The 18,523-nt window shown below is 50.3% G+C and carries 16 protein-coding genes; all 16 read right to left on the bottom strand.

The window, feature by feature from the left end:
* Positions 1-8: 8 nt before the first annotated feature.
* The 16 genes from NE473_RS10530 to NE473_RS10455 all read right to left on the bottom strand — a co-directional run bounded on the left by NE473_RS10530 (position 9) and on the right by NE473_RS10455 (position 18,431).
* Entirely contained in the window at positions 9-2,276 is a 2,268-nt protein-coding gene (locus tag NE473_RS10530; protein ID WP_055649640.1) for a helix-turn-helix domain-containing protein, read from the bottom strand.
* A gap of 89 nt (positions 2,277-2,365) precedes the next feature.
* Complete coding sequence (locus NE473_RS10525) at positions 2,366-3,487, bottom strand: Gfo/Idh/MocA family protein (protein ID WP_022033095.1); 1,122 nt, start codon at positions 3,485-3,487, stop codon at positions 2,366-2,368.
* Between the two features lie 28 nt (positions 3,488-3,515).
* Positions 3,516-5,102 carry an extracellular solute-binding protein gene (locus tag NE473_RS10520; protein WP_006771321.1) on the bottom strand — a complete coding sequence of 529 codons (1,587 nt, stop codon included), beginning with the start codon at positions 5,100-5,102 and terminating at the stop codon, positions 3,516-3,518.
* Between the two features lie 80 nt (positions 5,103-5,182).
* Positions 5,183-6,061, bottom strand: a complete 879-nt coding sequence (locus NE473_RS10515) for a carbohydrate ABC transporter permease (protein WP_022033093.1) — start codon at positions 6,059-6,061, stop codon at positions 5,183-5,185.
* A 17-nt stretch (positions 6,062-6,078) separates the two neighbouring features.
* Positions 6,079-7,014, bottom strand: coding sequence for an ABC transporter permease (locus NE473_RS10510; RefSeq protein WP_022033092.1), 936 nt, complete (start codon positions 7,012-7,014; stop codon positions 6,079-6,081).
* 800 nt (positions 7,015-7,814) lie between these two features.
* On the bottom strand, positions 7,815-8,636 hold the full coding sequence (larE, locus tag NE473_RS10505; RefSeq protein WP_055649638.1) for an ATP-dependent sacrificial sulfur transferase LarE: 822 nt from the start codon (positions 8,634-8,636) through the stop codon (positions 7,815-7,817).
* A gap of 125 nt (positions 8,637-8,761) precedes the next feature.
* Complete coding sequence (gene larC, locus NE473_RS10500; protein ID WP_055649637.1) at positions 8,762-10,201, bottom strand: nickel pincer cofactor biosynthesis protein LarC; 1,440 nt, start codon at positions 10,199-10,201, stop codon at positions 8,762-8,764.
* Positions 10,202-10,945 (bottom strand): nickel pincer cofactor biosynthesis protein LarB, encoded by a 744-nt coding sequence (larB, locus tag NE473_RS10495; protein ID WP_039890607.1) that lies wholly within the window; start codon positions 10,943-10,945, stop codon positions 10,202-10,204.
* A 62-nt stretch (positions 10,946-11,007) separates the two neighbouring features.
* Positions 11,008-11,613 carry an ABC transporter ATP-binding protein gene (locus NE473_RS10490; protein ID WP_055649636.1) on the bottom strand — a complete coding sequence of 202 codons (606 nt, stop codon included), beginning with the start codon at positions 11,611-11,613 and terminating at the stop codon, positions 11,008-11,010.
* A 90-nt stretch (positions 11,614-11,703) separates the two neighbouring features.
* Complete coding sequence (locus NE473_RS10485; RefSeq protein ID WP_055649635.1) at positions 11,704-12,633, bottom strand: ABC transporter ATP-binding protein; 930 nt, start codon at positions 12,631-12,633, stop codon at positions 11,704-11,706.
* Between the two features lie 41 nt (positions 12,634-12,674).
* Positions 12,675-13,502 (bottom strand): ABC transporter permease, encoded by an 828-nt coding sequence (locus NE473_RS10480; protein ID WP_006771306.1) that lies wholly within the window; start codon positions 13,500-13,502, stop codon positions 12,675-12,677.
* A complete protein-coding gene (locus NE473_RS10475) occupies positions 13,499-14,482 on the bottom strand; it encodes an ABC transporter permease (protein ID WP_055649715.1) in 984 nt (327 codons plus the stop codon). Before NE473_RS10475 ends, NE473_RS10480 begins: the two co-directional genes overlap by 4 nt.
* A 58-nt stretch (positions 14,483-14,540) precedes the next feature.
* Positions 14,541-16,220, bottom strand: coding sequence for an ABC transporter substrate-binding protein (locus NE473_RS10470; RefSeq protein WP_055649634.1), 1,680 nt, complete (start codon positions 16,218-16,220; stop codon positions 14,541-14,543).
* A 317-nt stretch (positions 16,221-16,537) separates the two neighbouring features.
* The gene (locus tag NE473_RS10465; RefSeq protein ID WP_055649633.1) at positions 16,538-17,497 is read right to left on the bottom strand and encodes an amidohydrolase family protein; all 960 of its coding nucleotides are present in this window, start codon (positions 17,495-17,497) and stop codon (positions 16,538-16,540) included.
* 25 nt (positions 17,498-17,522) lie between these two features.
* Positions 17,523-18,053, bottom strand: coding sequence for a GNAT family N-acetyltransferase (locus tag NE473_RS10460; RefSeq protein ID WP_055649632.1), 531 nt, complete (start codon positions 18,051-18,053; stop codon positions 17,523-17,525).
* A gap of 201 nt (positions 18,054-18,254) precedes the next feature.
* Positions 18,255-18,431, bottom strand: a complete 177-nt coding sequence (locus NE473_RS10455) for a hypothetical protein (protein ID WP_006771298.1) — start codon at positions 18,429-18,431, stop codon at positions 18,255-18,257.
* Positions 18,432-18,523 lie beyond the last annotated feature (92 nt).

The raw sequence follows: 18,523 nt of genomic DNA, 5'->3' as shown, positions 1-18,523 counted from the left end.
AAATCCTCCTAAAAATTTTGTTTTGTTTGTTTTTTCCTGTAATTTACTGGTGTTTCCCCATATTTTTTCTTAAACAGACGGTAGAAATAATTGATACTTCCCACCCCCACGCGTTCACTGATTTCCTGCACCGGCAGAGACGTTTCCCGAAGGAGTTTTGCGGCATTTTCCAGCCGCACATCTGCGATGTAATCGCTGCACGATACACGGAGTGTACTATAAAACTGTTTTCCAAAGTAAGCCGGTGATAAATCCACCAGTCTGGCAAGGTATTCGACGGACAAATCCGCCCTGCTGTAATTTTCCTGAATATAGTTCTGTGCAAAAGCGATGGGATTCCCCTCCCCCGGCCTGTCTTTTTTCTGTTCCTCTCCGCACCGCTTCATCATTGTTTCACACCACTGCGCAAATACATCTGCCAGCTCTTTTTCAGTATCCGTTCCGAACACTTCTCCATGAATATCCTGGTGTTCCACGATGACCGACCGGGCAGCCAGTCCCGATACCAGACTGTTAATGCAACGTTCCATGTAACCCTTGATTCTCGTTTCCTCCGGAGTCCCCAGAGACTGCCGGAATCCATTTACTGCCTTTTCAAGCGCTTTGGAATCCTGAAGCAGGATTGCCTCTAAAATTTCTCTCTCTTCCTTCACCGGGTAGGCTGACCGCTTCGTCTCCCACTCCCGCACATATGGATTTAAGCTTCCGGTTCCGCGGTAAAATCTGTAGTTTAACGCACTGCACGCCTGGCGGTAACTCACGGCCATATCCTCAGGTGCAGCCGCCGGAATCCCCAGTCCGATGGATACGGAATACTTGAAAAACTCGTAGAAATTTTTCTGAAACAGCTTCAGAGCATCCAGAATCTCGTCATCTATACTTCCGGCCGGGCAGGCGACCATACAGGCCAGCTTCTGCTCATCCATACGGATCAGCACCCCCAGGATCCGCCCTCCCAGCAGCTCGCTTAAAATGTTGGAGACTGCAAAATCATGAAGTCCCCGCTCTCCCACATCCACGGTGCTGTTATAGGTTTGGTAACGGTCCACTGCCAGTACTACCGCACACTTGTACGGACTTTCCGGCGCTCTCATTCCCTGCTCCAGCGCCAGTTTCTCCACCCGCTTCGCCGTCTCCATATCTCCCAGGAGCTGGCTTTTTACCCAGCTCCCGTTAAAGAGAGGCTGTGAATGGGTCAGGCGGCTGTTCAGCTTCTCGATTTCATAGCTCCGTTTAACCAGTTCTTCACAGATCACTCCGATCTCATCCACGGTTCCCGTGTCATAACCGTCCACCTGCTCTCTCACCATGGTTTTCACAGGCGCATAGATTCTGCGGATCATCAGCCAGATTCCGTACAGCACAGCAAGCAGAAAGATAAAAAGCGCCGCTCCAAGCTGCAGAGAAAACTTTCTGGTCAGAATTCCGCTTCCGGCCATGGGCATCAGACGCACCATCTTCCAGCCCGGAATGCAGGCCTGTTTCGCCGTTACGGCGCACCGGGTATTCTCGATGTCCATGATCCGGAAATTATCCTCCTCTATCCCCTCCAGAATTGGCCGCCAGTCTATTTCCGGCAGATCGGTTCTGCCGATCAGAACCGATTCATTGGTGACCAGAAAGATCTGGTCCAGCGGCTGGAGAGCTGCCGGATTCAGCAGATCAATAAAGTAACTGTCTTTTAAGTCCAGGACGATGGCACTGTCCCTGTACTGGCCTGATGGAAAGAATACAAACGTAGTTACCTCTGTACAGGGACTGTTCGTCAGCCTGATTTTTTCCGGAATCGTCCGCCGGAAGGAAACCAGGCCGCCTGCACCGCTCTGTTCATAATGCTCCACGATGGAATCATCCACCTGGTCAGAAGCACCGTCTGTCCCCAAATACCGGTTTCCCGACAGATTGATCAGGGAAATCTTCTCAATATACGGATATAAGTTTTTAAGTCTCCTCAGTTCTAAAAAGATATTGGCCTCGTTGGCTCTGTCGGCCTCATCGCGGAGAAAGAAGACTGAAAGATTGTTTAAGCTCAGGACCTCATTGATCACGCCGGACAGCTTATCGTAGGAATTTAAAAGCACACTGTCTGCGGATACGAGGCTGTTTTTGGCCATATACTTATACTCCTGATGCATCACGTGAGAAAACAGCGTGTATAGCATCGTAACAATCAACAGCGAGAACACAGCCAGCAGCGTCATAAACGACAGAACCAGTTTCCGGTACAGTGTAAACCTCTTAAGCTGGCTGAAAAAACTATGGATCAATATCTTCATGCAAACTCCCCCTTTTCTTACTTTCAATTATATCAAAAAGTAAGCTGTTTGCATACGCGGCGGCCTGCCTGCCCTCTTTGTCCCTGCTGTTACATCCCCTCGATTTCCTCTGCAGTTACTTCGCGTTTTAACTCTGCCGAACGGTAGAACGCCTGGATGATCGTAACCACGTTGAGAGCTTCTTCCTTCGTAACGATAGGTTCTGCCTTTCCGTCCAGCACATCGAGAAAATGCTCTACGATCAGATAGATGCCCGGATTCTGGATATGCTCAAATTTGTGGTGCACATTCAGATTCAAAATCGTGTCCGTCATGGTCTCTCCCTTAGAGCTGTACAGCATAAAGGGATTCTCCGCGTACTTGTTAAATACGAGTCCGCCCTTCGTACCATTTAAACGGATTCCGTCAAATGGCGGGGAATTCAGCGCCCATGCGAACTTAAAGTTAATCAGGATATCTTCTCCCAGTCTCAGCGTACCTGCCGAATGGTCTTCCACCGTAAACTCACTGCTGGAATACGGACGCGGAACAAAGTTTTTGGACTTGCTCACAGTTCCCAGGTTGGGGCGGTCCGTCTCGTACGGTGCAATCTTGCTCCACGTATTGCCGCTGATGGACTTGAATTTCGGATTGCCCAGCATGTATAAGATGGAATCGATAAAATGCACGCCCACGTCGCAGAACGGTCCGCCAAAATTATCCTTCTTGATGTGGAAACTGCCCCAGTTGGGAATTCCCCTGCGCCGGATATTCTCACATTCGCCAAAATACACATCTCCCAGAGCGCCGTCCTTGATCATATCTCTCAGGACGGTGCGGGCCCCCATGCGGTCGTTCTGAACCGGCATAAAGATTCTTCCCGCTCTCTCGGCCGCCGCGTAGATTTCCTTCGCATCCGCCAGCGTCACGCAGATCGGTTTTTCACATAAGACATTGGCTCCCGCCTCCAGCGCCGCAATGCTCCATTCCTTATGGTACTGATTGGGTACGCAGATGGAGACCACATCCGGTTTGCACTCTTCCAGCATCTGCTGCGGGTCTTCATAGAACTTCTCAACCCCGTATCTCTTTGCCACATATTCGGCGGCTCCCGGCTTTAAGTCGGCCACTGCCACCAGTTCGCACCGCTCATCTGTCTGATACGCCGGTACGTGGCTTCCCGCGCCGATAAAGCCGACGCCAATTACCGCTGCTTTGTACTTCTTATTCATGGGTAATTCTCCTCTCAACTTTCTTTTATTATTTTTCAAACACTCCGACCAGATCCTTGTTGGCCTCATAGTGTTCTTTATACTGTTTGGAATACTCCTCTAATACCTTGTCTAACCCGGCCGCTTTCAGACGCTGGATGGCCTGGTCGATATTGCTGTCGTAATCCACCACGCCGAATTTAATCGGGTAAATGGACGTAATAATCTCATTGGTCAGATTGGCTACCTCATTGGAGACGTTGACCGGATCAAAGTTGAAGCCGACCATAGGGGTACGCACATTGGTACCGGTAATCGGTGTGGTATACATCTTCATCAGAGTATCCGTAGCAGTGGCGTCGTAAAGTCTGAAATCCGCATTGCCCATCTGCCAGTCATCATACTTGTAAAGCGGCTTTCCATCAGCCCCAAAGATGGTTTCCATCGTATTATCAGTTACCTTCTTATACGTCTCGCCTTCCACTCCATACATGAATAACTGGTAGTTTTCGGCATCCTTATAGAGCCAGTCCAGGAAAGACAGCGGTACATTGGGGTCTGTGCAGGACACAGGAACCGCATTGCCGTTATAGATACCGAAATACTCCACATTGCCAAGCTCCGGATTCAGCCAGAAATCACCTAAATACGCCCCTACATTCTTCGTCATGGTGGATTCACTCTGGTAGTCGATGGTCTCAAAGCCGAAGACAAATTTGCCGTAATCGGCTGCGTTGCTGCGGTCTTCACTGTCTGTAGTGAGAATATCCGGATCAATCAGGCCAAGGTCATAGAGTCTGCTGTATATCTCACAGTCCCTTTTAAAGATATCGCTCTCATAGAAGCTTTCCACGGTGCCATCCATATTGCATTTTGCAATTCCCATGGTGTTGTCTACGATAAAAGGCGCTTCCTCGTAGGAGCGGTGCAGCCATGTGGCCGGACGGGAAAGGGTATGGAGCCATGTATAGCATTTCTCTCCTGTCTCCTCCATTAAGATCTCCTGCATCTTCTGTCCCAGTTCTATCACCTCATCCACGGTTTCCGGCACCTTTCCTCCCGCCTTATCAAAGATATCCTGGCGATAGAAGATACGGCCGTAATCGCGGCTGATATAGTAGTTTGGTTTCACCGGCACAGCCAGGATTTCACCGTTTACGGTAAATTCCGGCCAGCGCTCGGACAGAGTCTCCTTCAAATCCGGGAAATTGTCCAGATAGTCGTTAAGCGGCGCGATTGCATTCTGAGAACGCAGTACCGTTGCGCTCTTTCTGTCCTGCATGACATGCAGCAGTTCGAACTCCTCACCGGTGGACAGCATTAAGTTTACTTTCTGATCCCATGCGTCCCAGGGGATACGGATCAGCTCTACCTCGATATTCACTCCGTCCTTCTGAAGCTTGTCGTTGACCAGACCGATGATCTCGTCCTCCTTCTCCCAGTCGCTGCCCGGCGCTACATAGCGCATCTTCTTCGGCGCTTCCCCGGCGGTTCCCCCTGCCGTCTCTGCAGCCGACCCCTTCGCCCCGGTCGTACCAGGACTGGATTCTGCCGGCTTGGAACCACATGCAGTTAATGAACAGACCATTGCAGCCAGAACGACTAACGCCCCGATTCGTTCTACTCTTCTTCTCATTTCAATTCCTCCTCAACTATAATTGTTTTTCATCTATTGATTCTCCGTCTCTGATCCGAAACGGTTAAATCCCTCTCCGGTCAGCCCTTAACGGAACCGACCATAATACCTTTTACAAAATACTTCTGCAAAAACGGATACAAAAATACCAGCGGCCCTATGGTGACGATCACCGTCGCCATCTTAAAGCTCTCCGCAGGCGGGGTATCCAGCTGAATTCCCTGGGTTACCATCTGGGACAGCATACTGATATCCGACTGCAGCCGGAAAAGCAGCATCTGTAACGGATAAAGCTTTTTGTTATCAATCAGCATAACAGCGTTAAACCAGTTATTCCAGTAATTAATTCCGTAAAACAGTGTAATCGTCGCTATAATTGGTTTGCAGAGCGGAAAATAGATCTGGAAACCGATCCTGGTCTCGCTGGCTCCGTCAAGCCTTGCGGATTCCATCAGCGATTCCGGTATGGTGGCGACGTAATTGCGCACCAGAAACATATTAAACGGTGTAAAAATCATGGAAGGGATCAGCAAAGACAGAATATTGTTGTACATCCCCAGCTTCCGGCAGATTAAATACCACGGAACCATTCCTGAATTAAATACCGTTGTAAAAAAGAAAAACATGGCAAACTGATTTCTGTATTTCAAATTCTTATTAGCCAGCGGATACGCCACCATGAATGTCATCAGCACGGCAATCGCCGTTCCCACTACTGTGATGAAAACCGTTATCCCACAGCTTGCATAGATCGAAGAGCCCGGATAAAACAGCTTCTGGTAAGCGGCCAGCGACAGCTTTTTGGGAATTAAGCTGTATCCGTATCTGCCGATACAGCTTTCATCCGTAAAAGACACGGCCACGACCAGCAGCATCGGCAGAATACACAGCAGCGAAATGCAGGTCAGTAATAAGTAAATCAGCCCCTGGGCTATACTGAAACGTTTGCGTTGAACCATAATAATCCCCTCCCTGATCAGAATAATGCGCCTTCCGGAAACAGCTTTTTCACAAGCCAGTTGGACCCGAATACCATGATAAATCCCATGATCGACTGGTATACGCCCACCGCCATGGACAGCGACGGGTCGCCGGTCACACGCAGCATACGGAACACGTACGTATCAATGACATCCACCTTCGGAAGCAGCTGCCCGGAATCCTTCACCAGCGCATACACCATACCGAAGTCGCCGCAGAAGATCTTTCCGACCTCCAGAAGAATCATGATACATATGGTCGGTGTGATTAACGGAAGCGTAATTCTCTTAATGCACTGCCACCGGTTTGCTCCGTCAATGGCCGCCGCTTCATATAAGGAATGATCGATTCCTACGATGGCCGCCAGATAGATGATCATCGTGTACCCTGCCGACTTCCAGACCTTCGCAAATACCAGAATCCCCCGCCACAGCTCCGGCCGTGAATACCACCTCACCCGGTCGAGCCCGACCGCCGTCAGGATATTGTTAAACACGCCCTTTTCCGTAGACAGCATGGCATATAAGATGTAGCTTACAATAACCCACGAAATAAAGTATGGAAATAACATTGTGCTCTGCGATATTCTCACAAAAGCTTTGCTCTTCACCTCATTAAGAATCAGTGCAAGTCCTACCGACACCAGTGTACCGAAGAAAAGAAACAGTGCATTTAACAGGATCGTATTAAATGTCACCTCCCAGGCCCGGTTGCTCTCAAAGAAAAACCGGAAGTTCTCTAAACCGACCCAGGGACTGAAGATTCCTTTTTTGTAATCAAAATCTTCAAATGCAATGATCATATAAGGGAGTGTCACGTATCCAAATATGAATGTATACAAAATTCCCGGCAGCATAAAGAGGTAAAGCCCTCTGTTCTTTCGCAGTTCATACCAAATCCCTTTTTTTTGGCTGGCTGCATTTAACCCCATAGTTCCCAACTCCTTTTTCCCTATATTCCCGTCTCCCAATATTCCGGATTCCCGCAGTCTGCCGGCGGAACGGGTACGCCGACAGTTCCATGTGACGTTTCCTCAGCGGTTGTTTGTCTGTATGACCATACTCCCCCATGACGGCAGAGGTTTTCAATTTTAAAAAATGGCCTTTCTTGAACAAATTTAGATAATTTTGTGTAATCACTAATTTTTTTAATAGAGCAAATTTGGATATTTTTCCTGCTTTCTCAAAGGGAACCGGCTGTTGGAGCCTAAATTGAATCAAAAAACCACCGCAGGCATCGGAGCATTAATTTGGCAGAGGTACAAGTGGCGGGGGGGGACCATTGCGGCAATTGTCAAATGGATACACCAGCGCGTCCGTTTGGCTCGTTTCGCGCAAAAATAAATTCATCTGTCTTTGCGCAGCATACTGTACTAAAAAGAGGTTATAAAAATGGAGTGATTAAACTTCATTTTTATAGCCTCTTTTTCTGAACGCAGTATACAGTAATTTCATTCCATTGCATCCTGCCATCACCATCTCTGCTACACATATGGCAAGTAAGTGGAAAAAGAATAAAGACAAATCGGAAAATCCCTTGATTTTACGGGGCCTTTCCGATTTGCCTTTATTATACTGTATGGGCACACAGCAACATCCAAAATGTACCAGCTCACTATCCCCCCATAAACGCAGAGGTATTCACTGCCTGTTACAAACTCCTTCCATACAGCTTTACAGCACTTTCTGATTCACATAAAACACACATCACCGCACACATTTCACCACGAAATCACGAAATTCTTACATCCATACTGCCGGATCGAAATCCTTCCAGATCCAGCGTAATATAGAGAAATCCCATTTCCTTCAGTTTACGGATCAGTTCCTCTCTCATCTCCAGAACTTTTTCGAATGCATTTAAATCTACTTCGATTCTTACAATATCGCCGTGCAGGCGCAGGCGTACATTTCCTCCAATCATGGTTCTCAAATACGCTTCCCCTGCCCCGATTTTCTCCAGAACCTCATAATCAATTTCCGTATTATACGGAATTCTCGTAGCCATGCAGGGAGTAGAAGGCCTGGAAGCCACGGATATTCCATACTCTGCCGCAATCGCCTTCACTTCCGCTTTCGTCACATGAAGTTCCGCCAGAGGGCTTACAATTCCCAGCTCCTTAAGCGCCTGAATTCCCGGCCGGTATACATGCATATCGTCTTCATTGGTTCCGTCCAGAATCAGGCTGATGTTCCGCTTCCCTGCAAAATCCTTCAGGCTTTGAAACAGGTGGCGTTTACATAAGTAACACCGGTTCACGGGGTTATGACGGATCTCCTTCTGTTCCAGTTCATCCACTGTGATTACCTCGTGAATGCCTCCCAGCTCCTCCGCCACTCGCCTGGCGATCTCCAGATCACAGGAAGGATGAAGGCGGCTGTCAAAGGTTACCGCATAGACCTTCTTTCCCGTTTTTTTAATGGCCTCCGCCGCTGCCTTTAAAAGAAGGCTGGAATCCACGCCGCCTGAGAACGCAAGACAGATATCCTGGTTCGCGTATTCTGCCATCTTCTCTTCCAGTTTCATTTTCTTTTCCGCTGTATTCTCTGTCATGATCTCCTCCTGCTGCTTTTGTGTTGTAATTCAGTTCCCTGTTTCTTTTGTTTTCCGCTCATTTTCCAGACACTGCTGCGGATGGCAGAGTCGAAACTGCCGGCGGCCTTTTTTCACCGGCCTTTTTACTGCTTGTGCTCCATTTCCTCCGCCGCTCTTCTGACCTCACTGTAAACAGTCTGAAAATCCACGTTCTGTTTCCTGCAGATCGCCCGGACGCTTTCATATTCCGGATAAAAATACGTCTTTCCATTTCCCATGCAAATTTTCACTTCTGCCTTTCCAAATCGCGTCTCTGCCACAGCCTTCCTCCGTCCCAGAACCGTTCTGGCAACGGAATAACGGCGAATTCCGATGCTGGTAGTCTGTTCAAAGATCACGGCCTCCATCTTCGGAATAAAATCTTCCCGGCACAAAACGGAAAGCATGTAGGAAGGACGGTTTTTCTTCATGTAGATGGGCGTGCTCCATACGTCTGCCGCCCCTGCCTCCAGAAGCATTTCCATGGCAAATCCCAGCATCTCGCCTCCGCAGTCATCAATGTTGGTTTCCAGCACCCACATCTCATCGTCTGCCGCTTCCTCCGTCTCCAGAAGCATGGCGCGCAGCACGTTGGCGTGGGCAAAATCCTTTTTACCGGCTCCCATACCGGTCTTTATGATTTTACAGGAGTCAGGCAGTTTATCTCTCGTCCTCACCGCCGCTGCAATGGCCGCTCCCGTGGGAGTCACCATCTCCCCTTCCTGATCCGTCATGCGCAGAGCCAGGCCGTGGGCAGATGCGATATTGGCAGTTGCCGGAACCGGAACCGGAATCACGCCGTGCTGGCACCGGATCTGGCCGTGGCCCTCCGCCAGCGGAGATACCACAACCTCCTTTATTCCCAGGTTGTCGAGACAGACTGCCACGCTGATGATATCGACAATGGAATCGATCGCTCCCACCTCATGAAAATGAACCTGATCAATGGGAAGACCGTGGGCCTTTGCTTCCGCCTCTGCTACAATCAGAAACATGTTCTTCGCCAGTTCCTTCACTGCATCGTTGGAATCCAGACGGCCTATGATTTCATAAATATCTGAAAGATTTCTATGGGTATGACCGTGATGATGGCCGTCTCCGTGGTCATGGCTGTGCTCGTGATGATGGTTTTCTTCATGATTATGGGGATGGTCATGAGAATGGCCTTTTTCGCAGTCATGGCTGTGCTTATGAGAATGGCCTTCTTCGCAGTCATGGCTGTGCTCATGAGAATGGCCTTCTTCGCAGTCATGGCTGTGCTCATGAGAATGGCCCTCTTCACAGTCATGATTATGGTCATGGGAATGCCCCTCCTCACAGTCATGGCTATGCTCATGCCCCTCTTCCTCCAAATGCACATCAAAATCATACGCATCCAGGCCGCACTTCACCGTCCTGCCAAAATGAAGGTGGTATCCTTCCACTCCCAGGCTGTCCAGCGCATGCTCCAGCACCGTTTGGTCGGCGCCAAGATCCAGAAGCGCTCCGACCGTCATATCTCCGCTGATTCCCGAATTACATTCCAAATACAGTATTTTTCCCATTTATTTCACCGCCAGTCTGTTTATTTGCGTTGCCAGATAGCCCGCACCGTATCCATTGTCAATATTTACCACGGAAATCCCGTTTGCGCAGGAATTCAGCATGGTTAAGAGGGCCGAAACTCCGTGGAAATTAGCCCCGTAGCCGACCGATGTCGGAACAGCGATGACTGGGCAGTCCACCAGGCCGGCCACCACGGTTCCCAAGGCTCCCTCCATACCAGCCACCGCGATAATGCAGTTCGCCTTCATAAGCCGTTCTCTCTGTGACAGCAGGCGGTGAATTCCCGCCACGCCCACATCATAGATCCGATCCACCGCGCAGCCGAAATATTCCGCGGTCTGAGCCGCTTCCTCCGCCACCGGAATATCAGCGGTCCCGCCGGTACATACCGCTACACAGCCCGTTCTTTCCTTATCCTTCTTCTCTACCTTCAGAATCCTGGATACCGTATCGTATTCAATCTCCGGCACTTCCTCTTTCACCAGAAGGAACTGTTCTGCGGACGCCCGTGTTCCCAGGACCTCTCCATCCCTCTCATAAAACCTCTTCATGATCTCCACCAGGTATTTATCCGGCTTTCCCTGGCAGAATACAGTCTCGCCAAACCCGGAACGCAGCTTCCTGTGATGATCCAGTTTGGCGTAGCCTAAATCTTCATAGGGAAGATCCTTTAAAAGCGCCTCGGCCTCAGCTACATCCAGCGTTCCGCTGCTCACACTCTCCAACACCTTTTTTACATCCATTACATCTGTATCCTTTCTACATTTGCTGTCATTCACAGTCCCCTTCGGCCTCTGCTTCCTGTTCAGCCATTCAGTCTCACGATTTTCGTACATATACGCTCCAACAGTACCTCCGAGTGACTAACCGCCAGAAGGCCAATTTCCCTGTTCTTCACTTCCTCCAGGAGGAAATTCCACAGCTGGCTCTGTGTAATCAAGTCCAGCATCGTACTGATCTCATCCGCCAGAAGGAATCTCGTTCTCTGTCCAAGCGCCCTGGCAATACAGAAACGCTGGAGCTCACCGCCGGATAATTCCGATGGATACCGGTTGAGCCAGTCCGGCTCAATTCCCAGGCCATCGATAATCCTCTTTTCCACCTGGTCCCCCTCTTTTAAAACTTCGCCCATCTTCCACCTGGGATTGACCGACAGTTCCGGATGCTGCCATATCATCTGCACCGGACAGTACCCCTTCCAGGCTGAAAGAGGCTTTCCATCCAGCAGCACCTCGCCGCTGTCCGGCTCCTCATATCCTGCCAGAATCTTACAGAATGTCGTTTTCCCAAAACCACTGGGGGCAATCAGTCCCAGGCGGTCCGTGCTTTCCAGAGTCATACTCATTTTATTTAATATCTGTCTGTTCCCATTATCATATCGAAAAGAGAGTTCTCTCGCCTCCAGCTTCATATCTCCCGTCACCTCCTGCCGTGGCCTTTCAGATAACCAATTCCATCTTCCTGCCTTACTTCTCTGCTCCATCCCCGCTGAAAGCCTGACTCAAACCGCTTTGCGGCATCTCACCTTGCCTCCCCGAAGCCCTGTATACTCCACCTCTTTGCCGCACGCTCCATCTGCCAGTTCACACCGCGCCGCATACGGACAGCCCGCCGGAAAATCCTTTCCATAAGGCTGGCTGCCGGATACCGGGACAAATCCATGTTGCGGCATAGCCCGAAACAGCGCCTTCGTATATGGATGGCGAAGTCTTTCTTCCTCCTCAAAATCAGAAACCGAAGCCTCCTCCACATTGGTTCCTGCGTAAAAGACAACAATCCGGTCTGCCGCCTCTAAAGCCAGTTCCAGATCATGGGTGATCAGAAGAACTCCCGCCCCCTCATCCGCAATCTCCCGAAAATGGGTCAGAACCCGTTTGGCAGCTTCCAGATGAAGCCCCGGAGTAGGCTCATCTGCAATGACCAGCCCCGGCTTTTCCATAACTGCTGTGGAAATGAGCACCCGCCTCGTCATACCGCCGGAAAGCTCGAACGGATACAGTTCCTCCGTCTCTTTACCAAGCCCATAACGGGCCAGAACCTCCCTGCATTTCCTTCTGCTCTCTGAATCCTTCCTCCCTTTTCTGACCTGTGCCCCCGCCTTCATAAGCGGATCTAAATAAGAAACACTCTGGGGAACAAGAACGATCTCCCTTCCGCGCAAAGCCCGTATTCTCTTATCCGTCAGCTCCACGCCGTCATAATCAATACGCCCTCCGGTCACGGCATTATATGGAAGGATTCCCATCACAGCGTGGGCCAGAAGACTCTTACCCGAACCGCTGGAGCCCACCACCGCCACCATTTCCCCTTCCTTCACCGTAAGGCACAAATCACGAATCGCGGGAAGTTCTATCTGGCGAAAGCCCCGCTCATACTGGGTGAATTTCACCGATAAATGTTCCACGGACAGAACTGTTTTTCTCTCTTCCATCGTATTTCTTTTATCCTTTCGATCTATTCTCATGAGGTATTTCACTGATGCGCATGGGCCGGATCCAAAAGCTGGCTTATGGTGCTTCCCATAAAATGGAACAAAAGTACCACAAAAACAAGAAAGAGTCCCGGAAACAGGGCCAGCCACCATTTTCCCATAGCAAGATACTTCATGCTTTCCGACAAAATGACGCCGATCGCCGGCTGTTCCGGCGACAGTCCGAAGCCCAGGAATGTGACACTGGCCTCATGCAGAATCGCATGGGGAAACATCAGTACCAGGCCGACAAACAGCTGTGGTATCAGATGAGGCGTCATATGCCTAAAAGCAATCGACAGCTTTCCCTGCCCCAGTTTCTCCGCGATTTTTATGTACTGGCTCTGCTTCAGCTGCAGGACTTCCCCACGGATCAGGCGGGCAAGTGAAGTCCAGTGTGTCAGTGAAATTCCGGCGACAACGCCCCAAAATCCCTTTCCCAGCGCAAAGGAAATAAGCACCAGCAGAAGGATATGGGGAATTCCCATCACCAGATCAATGATCCCAATAATCAGGCCGTCCGCGATCTTTCCCATGGTCGCGGCCACAATTCCCATGAGAAACGCAATCACTGCGCTGATGGCCGCCGTCAGCAGCCCGATCCGGATACTCATGGATAGTCCTGTGATGGTGCGTACAAACATATCTCTTCCCATCCAGTCCGTTCCAAAAGGATAGGCCAGACAGGGAGCAAGATTCTTTCTGGAAAAATCCGTCACCATGGCTGCCTCCGACAGAAGCTGCCCTGCCACCGTAATCACAGCCAGCATCAGAACGGACAGGCCTGCGAGAAGAAGCATCATCTTCCTCCTGTTCATGCGCCGCTTCATGTCCTTGCCCTCCCTCTTCTGATTCTTGGATCCACAACGCCGTAAAGTACATTGGCGGTAAAATTCCCCGCAAATACAATTGCCGCGCTGATCACGGTAATTCCCAGAAGCAGCGGAATATCGCCTCCCAGCCCGGCCGTAACCGCCGCCTGCCCGATTCCCGGATAAGAAAATACCTGTTCCACCAGAACGGAGCCTCCGAATATCTCACTGATCGAGGCAAACTGCAGAGTCATGGCCGGCAGAACGATGTTTCGCAGTCCATGGCGCAGAATAATCTGCCTGCCGGACTCGCCTCTTGCCTTCGCAAACAGTACGTAATCACTCTCCATAGCCTCGGCCATTTTCTCTCTGGTATGCAGAATAATGTTGGACAGTCCGGTAACGGAAAGCGTCAAAGCCGGCAGAACACCATGGGCGATTCTGTCAGAAACAGTAACCCCGGCGGCTTCCACTCCAATGGGAACGCTTAAACCGATCGGGAGTACCTTCAGCCATACCGCAAAGATCATGAGCAGCACCAGAGCCAGCCAGAATGCCGGCGTACTGGCAGTCACCAGCGCGTATCCGGAAATAATTTTATCCACCGGCTTTCCCCGGTTTGCCCCCGCCACAACTCCGAGAAGCAGCCCGGCCGCACCGGAGATCAGCCAGGCTGTTCCCATCAGCCATAAGGAATCCTTAAGCTTCACCGAGATCACATGGGCCACCGGCTGACGGTAAAGCAGGGATGTCCCCATATCACCCCGGAAAAAATCCATGGCCCAGGAGACAAACCGCTTAAGCGGCGGGGTATTCATTCCCCAGTATTCCTCCAGCTTAGCAATCTGTTCCTGACTCATGGATCCCAGGGCAGTCTGCCCCACATTAGTCTTAAGCGGATCAAGAGGAGACGCCGACACCAGAAAGAAGGCCGCCGCGCTCACCAACAGCAAAAGTACTGCCATCCGTATTAAATTTTTTAGAATAAACCATGGCATGCTCTTCTCCAATGCCGTCCGCCTCCTGAATTTCCTTTTTCTTTTGCTCTAATTTCTCTTACTTCCAGCTCCACTGATCCACATTATTTACAATCGACCAGCCGTGACCGTGAGGATGCAACTTCTGCTGCGCCACAGCCAGATCGGACTTTGCCCAGTAGAGATGGTCGATATTGACGAGCCAGATCCATGGAATATCGCCCTGCTGCGTAATACCGGTCTCTCCATCCCACTGCGCCTTCTTCCACAGTTCATAGGACTCATCCAGACTGCTGCTTGCCAGCGCCTCATCCATATAGCGGTCCACCGTTTCATTGCCGTATGGAGAGTATTCCGCCAGTCCTGTATCCTTCATGGTATGGTATATATTATAAAGCTCCATCGGCGTATGCGCTCCCCAGCCCCACATCAGCGGTTCTGCCTGAGCGCGGTCGTAAGCGGTATCCCAGCCCACGCCTTCCGTCTTCACGTCGATGCCAACCTCTTTCAACTGGTTGGCCGTATCCGCAGCAAGGGCCTGTCTTACAGAGTCACCGGCCGGATACATCAGGGTAAATCCCGCCTTCTTCCCGTCTTTTTCCCTGATTCCGTCTTTTCCTTCCTTCCATCCGGCTTCCTCTAAAAGCGCCTTCGCCCCTTCCTCATCATACGTTGTTTCCGCCGCGTTATTATACCAGGGCATCTTATCGCAGACACTGTAGGCGGGACTTCCGTAACCACTCAATACATTTTCTATCATTTCATCTCTATTGATGGCGATGTTGATGGCCCGTCTCACAAGCACATCCGCGGTAAAATCATTTCCAAGAGGATTCCCGCTGCCATCGCTGCCGCCTGATGCTACAGCAGGGAGATTGAAGCCCCGGTTGTCCACCGTCTCGAAGGACAGGAGGTCATAGCCGGGAATCGTCTGATCCGAATAAGAAGCCGCCGTATAGGCAAGATCCACCTGACCGGACTGCACTGCCGCAAATGCCGCATCCTCTTCCATAAACAGTACGGTCACCTTCTTCATCTTCGGCGCCTCCCCGTAATAGTCCGGGTTCGCTTCAAAAATCACCTGCTGGCCTCTGTCCCACTGTTTCATAATATATCGTCCGGATCCGATCGGATGCTCGCCATAGTCAGAACCATATGCGTGTTCCGGTATGATTCCCACAATTGCCATGGTATACGGCCAGATCGAATATGCCCGTTTCATATGGAAAACCACAGTCGTATCATCCACCGCTTCTGCGGAGTCCAGCATGGTAAAATCATTGACTGAGCTCGTATCTCTAAGCGTATTATAGGTAAATGCCACATCCTTCGCCGTCAGCTTCTCTCCATCGGTAAAAGAGACGCCGTCCCGGATCTTTACCGTCCAGGTAAGTCCGTCATCGCTGACGTTCATCTCTGTAGCAAGGTCGTAATCAATCTTTAAATCCGCCGTCGTCACCGTCAGCGTGCTCTGAATCAGCGGCTCATGCACATGTTCTCCCGCGCCCCATCCGTAAGCCGGATCAAATCCCGCCTCCGGCTCCGAGCTGGGCCCCATCACCACAATCACGCTGTCCTTACCGGTGTCTTCCGCTTCCGCCGCGCTCTCCGTGTTACCCGCCGGATTCTGCTCCGTACGATCTTCCTTCCCTGCCGCTCCCGTTGCTTCCTGGCTCTTACCGGCGCTGCATCCAGTAACCGCAATCGCTGCCGCAGCCAGTAAAACCGCTGTTCTAAGTTTCCATCCTCTTTTTTTCATCGTTCTTTTCCTTCCTGTTATCCGCCTGCAAAGGATCACACAGAAAACCAAAAAATACCAGGTTCAGGCATACTCCTTGGGAGTACTCATACCTTCCTGGTATCTGATGATCATCATTCACTTATCCTGTTTGATCTGTGTTCTTACTCTTCCAATGCCCTGCACTTTTTGTGCCTGCAACCATTCTGTTTCAGGGTGGTGACTTCAGTCAGCCGTTATAGAAAGTATACGAAAAAAGAAAGAAAACGTCAATCAATTTTAACGCAAACGTTTGAGGAAAATTTGCGTTCCAGTCACGTAAAAAATACGGACACCAATCAGCCCACCGGCTGCAGGGCGCATACGCGGATCTCATCCAGTTCCTCAGCCCGAAGAGTGCCGTGATCATAAAGCCGCTGATACTCTTTCGATACATCACTGTCAAACATCAGCACATCGTCAGAATTAATCGTCACTTCGATCCCCTCTCTGAAAAGGACCTTAATCGGATGCTCCTCGTAGGAATCCACACGCCCCAGCTTCCGGTTGCTGGTTGGCGTAATATTCAGTCTGATCCGGTTCTCTGCAAGATACCGCATCACCTCAGCTGAATTCACAGCCGCGATCCCATGCTGTACCTCGTCGAGATGAAGAAGTTCCACGCCGGCCCGTATATCTTCCGCCGTTCCCCATTCCCCGATATGTGCCTTCCGGATGAGATGATACTCTTCCGCCTTCCGGTAAATGGGCACAAAGTTTTCAATTGGCTGCGCCATCTCATCTCCATACAGATCGATGGAACAGAACTCCGGTCTGCCCCAGAACGGTTCCAGCTGCTCCATAAGCCACTGCACCGGACAGTGCCTCGAAAGCCCAACCAAAAGCCGCAGCTCGAGATCCGGTGCGTACTTATCCCGTGCCGAAAAAAATGCTTCTGTCAGCGCATTCACGTCATGGTCAAAGTACTGTCCCAGTCCCCATACATCCTCTCCAATCTCCAGGACCGTAACGCCGTCTTCCCTGGCCTGTACAAATGCGGCCTCAATCAGAAAGCGGCGGCCTTCGCTGCTTTCAAAATACTTCCCAATGAACTCCTGATTCCACTGATCCATCTCCTGCATCGACTTTAAAACGCCTTCCAGCGCAGGAATCATGAGTCCCTTTCTCTCACATATAAAGCTCCTGCTGCCTCCCAGCACAAAATGGTTATGCAAATCCGCTTTCGGAATCTGCCGCAGCCGCTCTGTATCTCTGTTCTTTAAGGCGTTTATGAATGCTTCCGACCATTCATCTCTCATACCTGGCCTCCCATTTCTTTTATTTTCAAGACAGATCCTTACTCCTGTCAAGTAAAAATATCTCCCGCAGATATCCCCCGTACTTTAAAGCAGACTTCACCGGCTCATATCCCTGACTGATGACATTCTGCCTGCTGTACCGGTTCTCCGGATGCACCGTACACATAAAATACCGGTATCCCTGTTCCGTCAGTTCCCGCTCTGCGTGCTGCATCAGCCTTTTCTGTAATCCCGCTCCACGGTACTGCGGAAGAATTGCTACGGAATCCATCTGGGCCACCAACGAAAGTGCTTCCTCCGAAAGTCCGATATCACGCCCCAGATTTTCTTCAGAATTCCCGGGAAATGTCACAAGAAAAATACCGGCCACAGCGCCCAAAGGCTCATGAACTGCCTTGTAACCGACGCCGTTGCAGTCTTTCAGCATGTGGTACGTATACTCCGCATTATCGGCCGCAAACCATTCTTTCTGTTCAAGTGCCTCATAAACTTCCTGAATCACAGAGGCGAACAGCTGGTAATCCGTTTCCTCCGCCTTCACAATTTTAAATGTCATACTGGACCTCCTTTGACCTCCTTTGATCTCTCTTGATATCTCCTTTCATTTCTCCTTGGATATCTCCTTCTCTGTCTCCTTCATTCTGCGGCTTCCTGCTCTCTGATCCGAAACACCGGGATCCATAGAGGTCTATACCTTTTTATCAACCAGAATACGCCATATAAGGCGCCATATTCTTTATGTATGCCAAAATTACGTTCATACGGTTAAATACTCTGTTTCCACTTGTACTTCCTGGACGGTTCCCCTGGGAACGTAATTCTCTGAGGCCCGCTGTGCTGCTACCCTGCGGCCGTACATACCGGCTCCCAGTAATACGAGAATCAAGCAAAAAGCAATCAGCATGACTTTGTTATACAGATTCTTATCCTCCATCTCCCTGTCCTTTCCTGCCTACCGGCACGCTTCACTCTTTTCTTCAGTCTACCATAAAACAGGCTCGCTGTCTCTTTCTGTTTTCTTACATC

The organism is Hungatella sp. SL.1.14, from assembly GCF_024460495.1.
GTDB lineage: Bacteria > Bacillota > Clostridia > Lachnospirales > Lachnospiraceae > Hungatella > Hungatella hathewayi.
The sequence above is the reverse complement of the archived record's forward strand: the minus strand, read 5'-3'. Positions and strand labels throughout refer to the sequence as shown.

What these genes read in the sequence shown, in the direction of transcription:
- NE473_RS10510 (WP_022033092.1), bottom strand. Translation starts at nt 7,014, where the DNA reads ATGGGGTTAAATGCAGCCAGCCAAAAAAAAGGGATTTGGTATGAACTG.
- NE473_RS10525 (WP_022033095.1), bottom strand. Translation starts at nt 3,487, where the DNA reads ATGAATAAGAAGTACAAAGCAGCGGTAATTGGCGTCGGCTTTATCGGC.
- NE473_RS10485 (WP_055649635.1), bottom strand. Translation starts at nt 12,633, where the DNA reads ATGGAAGAGAGAAAAACAGTTCTGTCCGTGGAACATTTATCGGTGAAA.
- NE473_RS10455 (WP_006771298.1), bottom strand. Translation starts at nt 18,431, where the DNA reads ATGGAGGATAAGAATCTGTATAACAAAGTCATGCTGATTGCTTTTTGC.
- larE (WP_055649638.1), bottom strand. Translation starts at nt 8,636, where the DNA reads ATGACAGAGAATACAGCGGAAAAGAAAATGAAACTGGAAGAGAAGATG.
- larB (WP_039890607.1), bottom strand. Translation starts at nt 10,945, where the DNA reads ATGGATGTAAAAAAGGTGTTGGAGAGTGTGAGCAGCGGAACGCTGGAT.
- NE473_RS10465 (WP_055649633.1), bottom strand. Translation starts at nt 17,497, where the DNA reads ATGAGAGATGAATGGTCGGAAGCATTCATAAACGCCTTAAAGAACAGA.
- NE473_RS10480 (WP_006771306.1), bottom strand. Translation starts at nt 13,502, where the DNA reads ATGAAGCGGCGCATGAACAGGAGGAAGATGATGCTTCTTCTCGCAGGC.
- NE473_RS10520 (WP_006771321.1), bottom strand. Translation starts at nt 5,102, where the DNA reads ATGAGAAGAAGAGTAGAACGAATCGGGGCGTTAGTCGTTCTGGCTGCA.
- NE473_RS10490 (WP_055649636.1), bottom strand. Translation starts at nt 11,613, where the DNA reads ATGAAGCTGGAGGCGAGAGAACTCTCTTTTCGATATGATAATGGGAAC.
- larC (WP_055649637.1), bottom strand. Translation starts at nt 10,201, where the DNA reads ATGGGAAAAATACTGTATTTGGAATGTAATTCGGGAATCAGCGGAGAT.
- NE473_RS10515 (WP_022033093.1), bottom strand. Translation starts at nt 6,061, where the DNA reads ATGGTTCAACGCAAACGTTTCAGTATAGCCCAGGGGCTGATTTACTTA.
- NE473_RS10460 (WP_055649632.1), bottom strand. Translation starts at nt 18,053, where the DNA reads ATGACATTTAAAATTGTGAAGGCGGAGGAAACGGATTACCAGCTGTTC.
- NE473_RS10530 (WP_055649640.1), bottom strand. Translation starts at nt 2,276, where the DNA reads ATGAAGATATTGATCCATAGTTTTTTCAGCCAGCTTAAGAGGTTTACA.
- NE473_RS10475 (WP_055649715.1), bottom strand. Translation starts at nt 14,482, where the DNA reads ATGCCATGGTTTATTCTAAAAAATTTAATACGGATGGCAGTACTTTTG.
- NE473_RS10470 (WP_055649634.1), bottom strand. Translation starts at nt 16,220, where the DNA reads ATGAAAAAAAGAGGATGGAAACTTAGAACAGCGGTTTTACTGGCTGCG.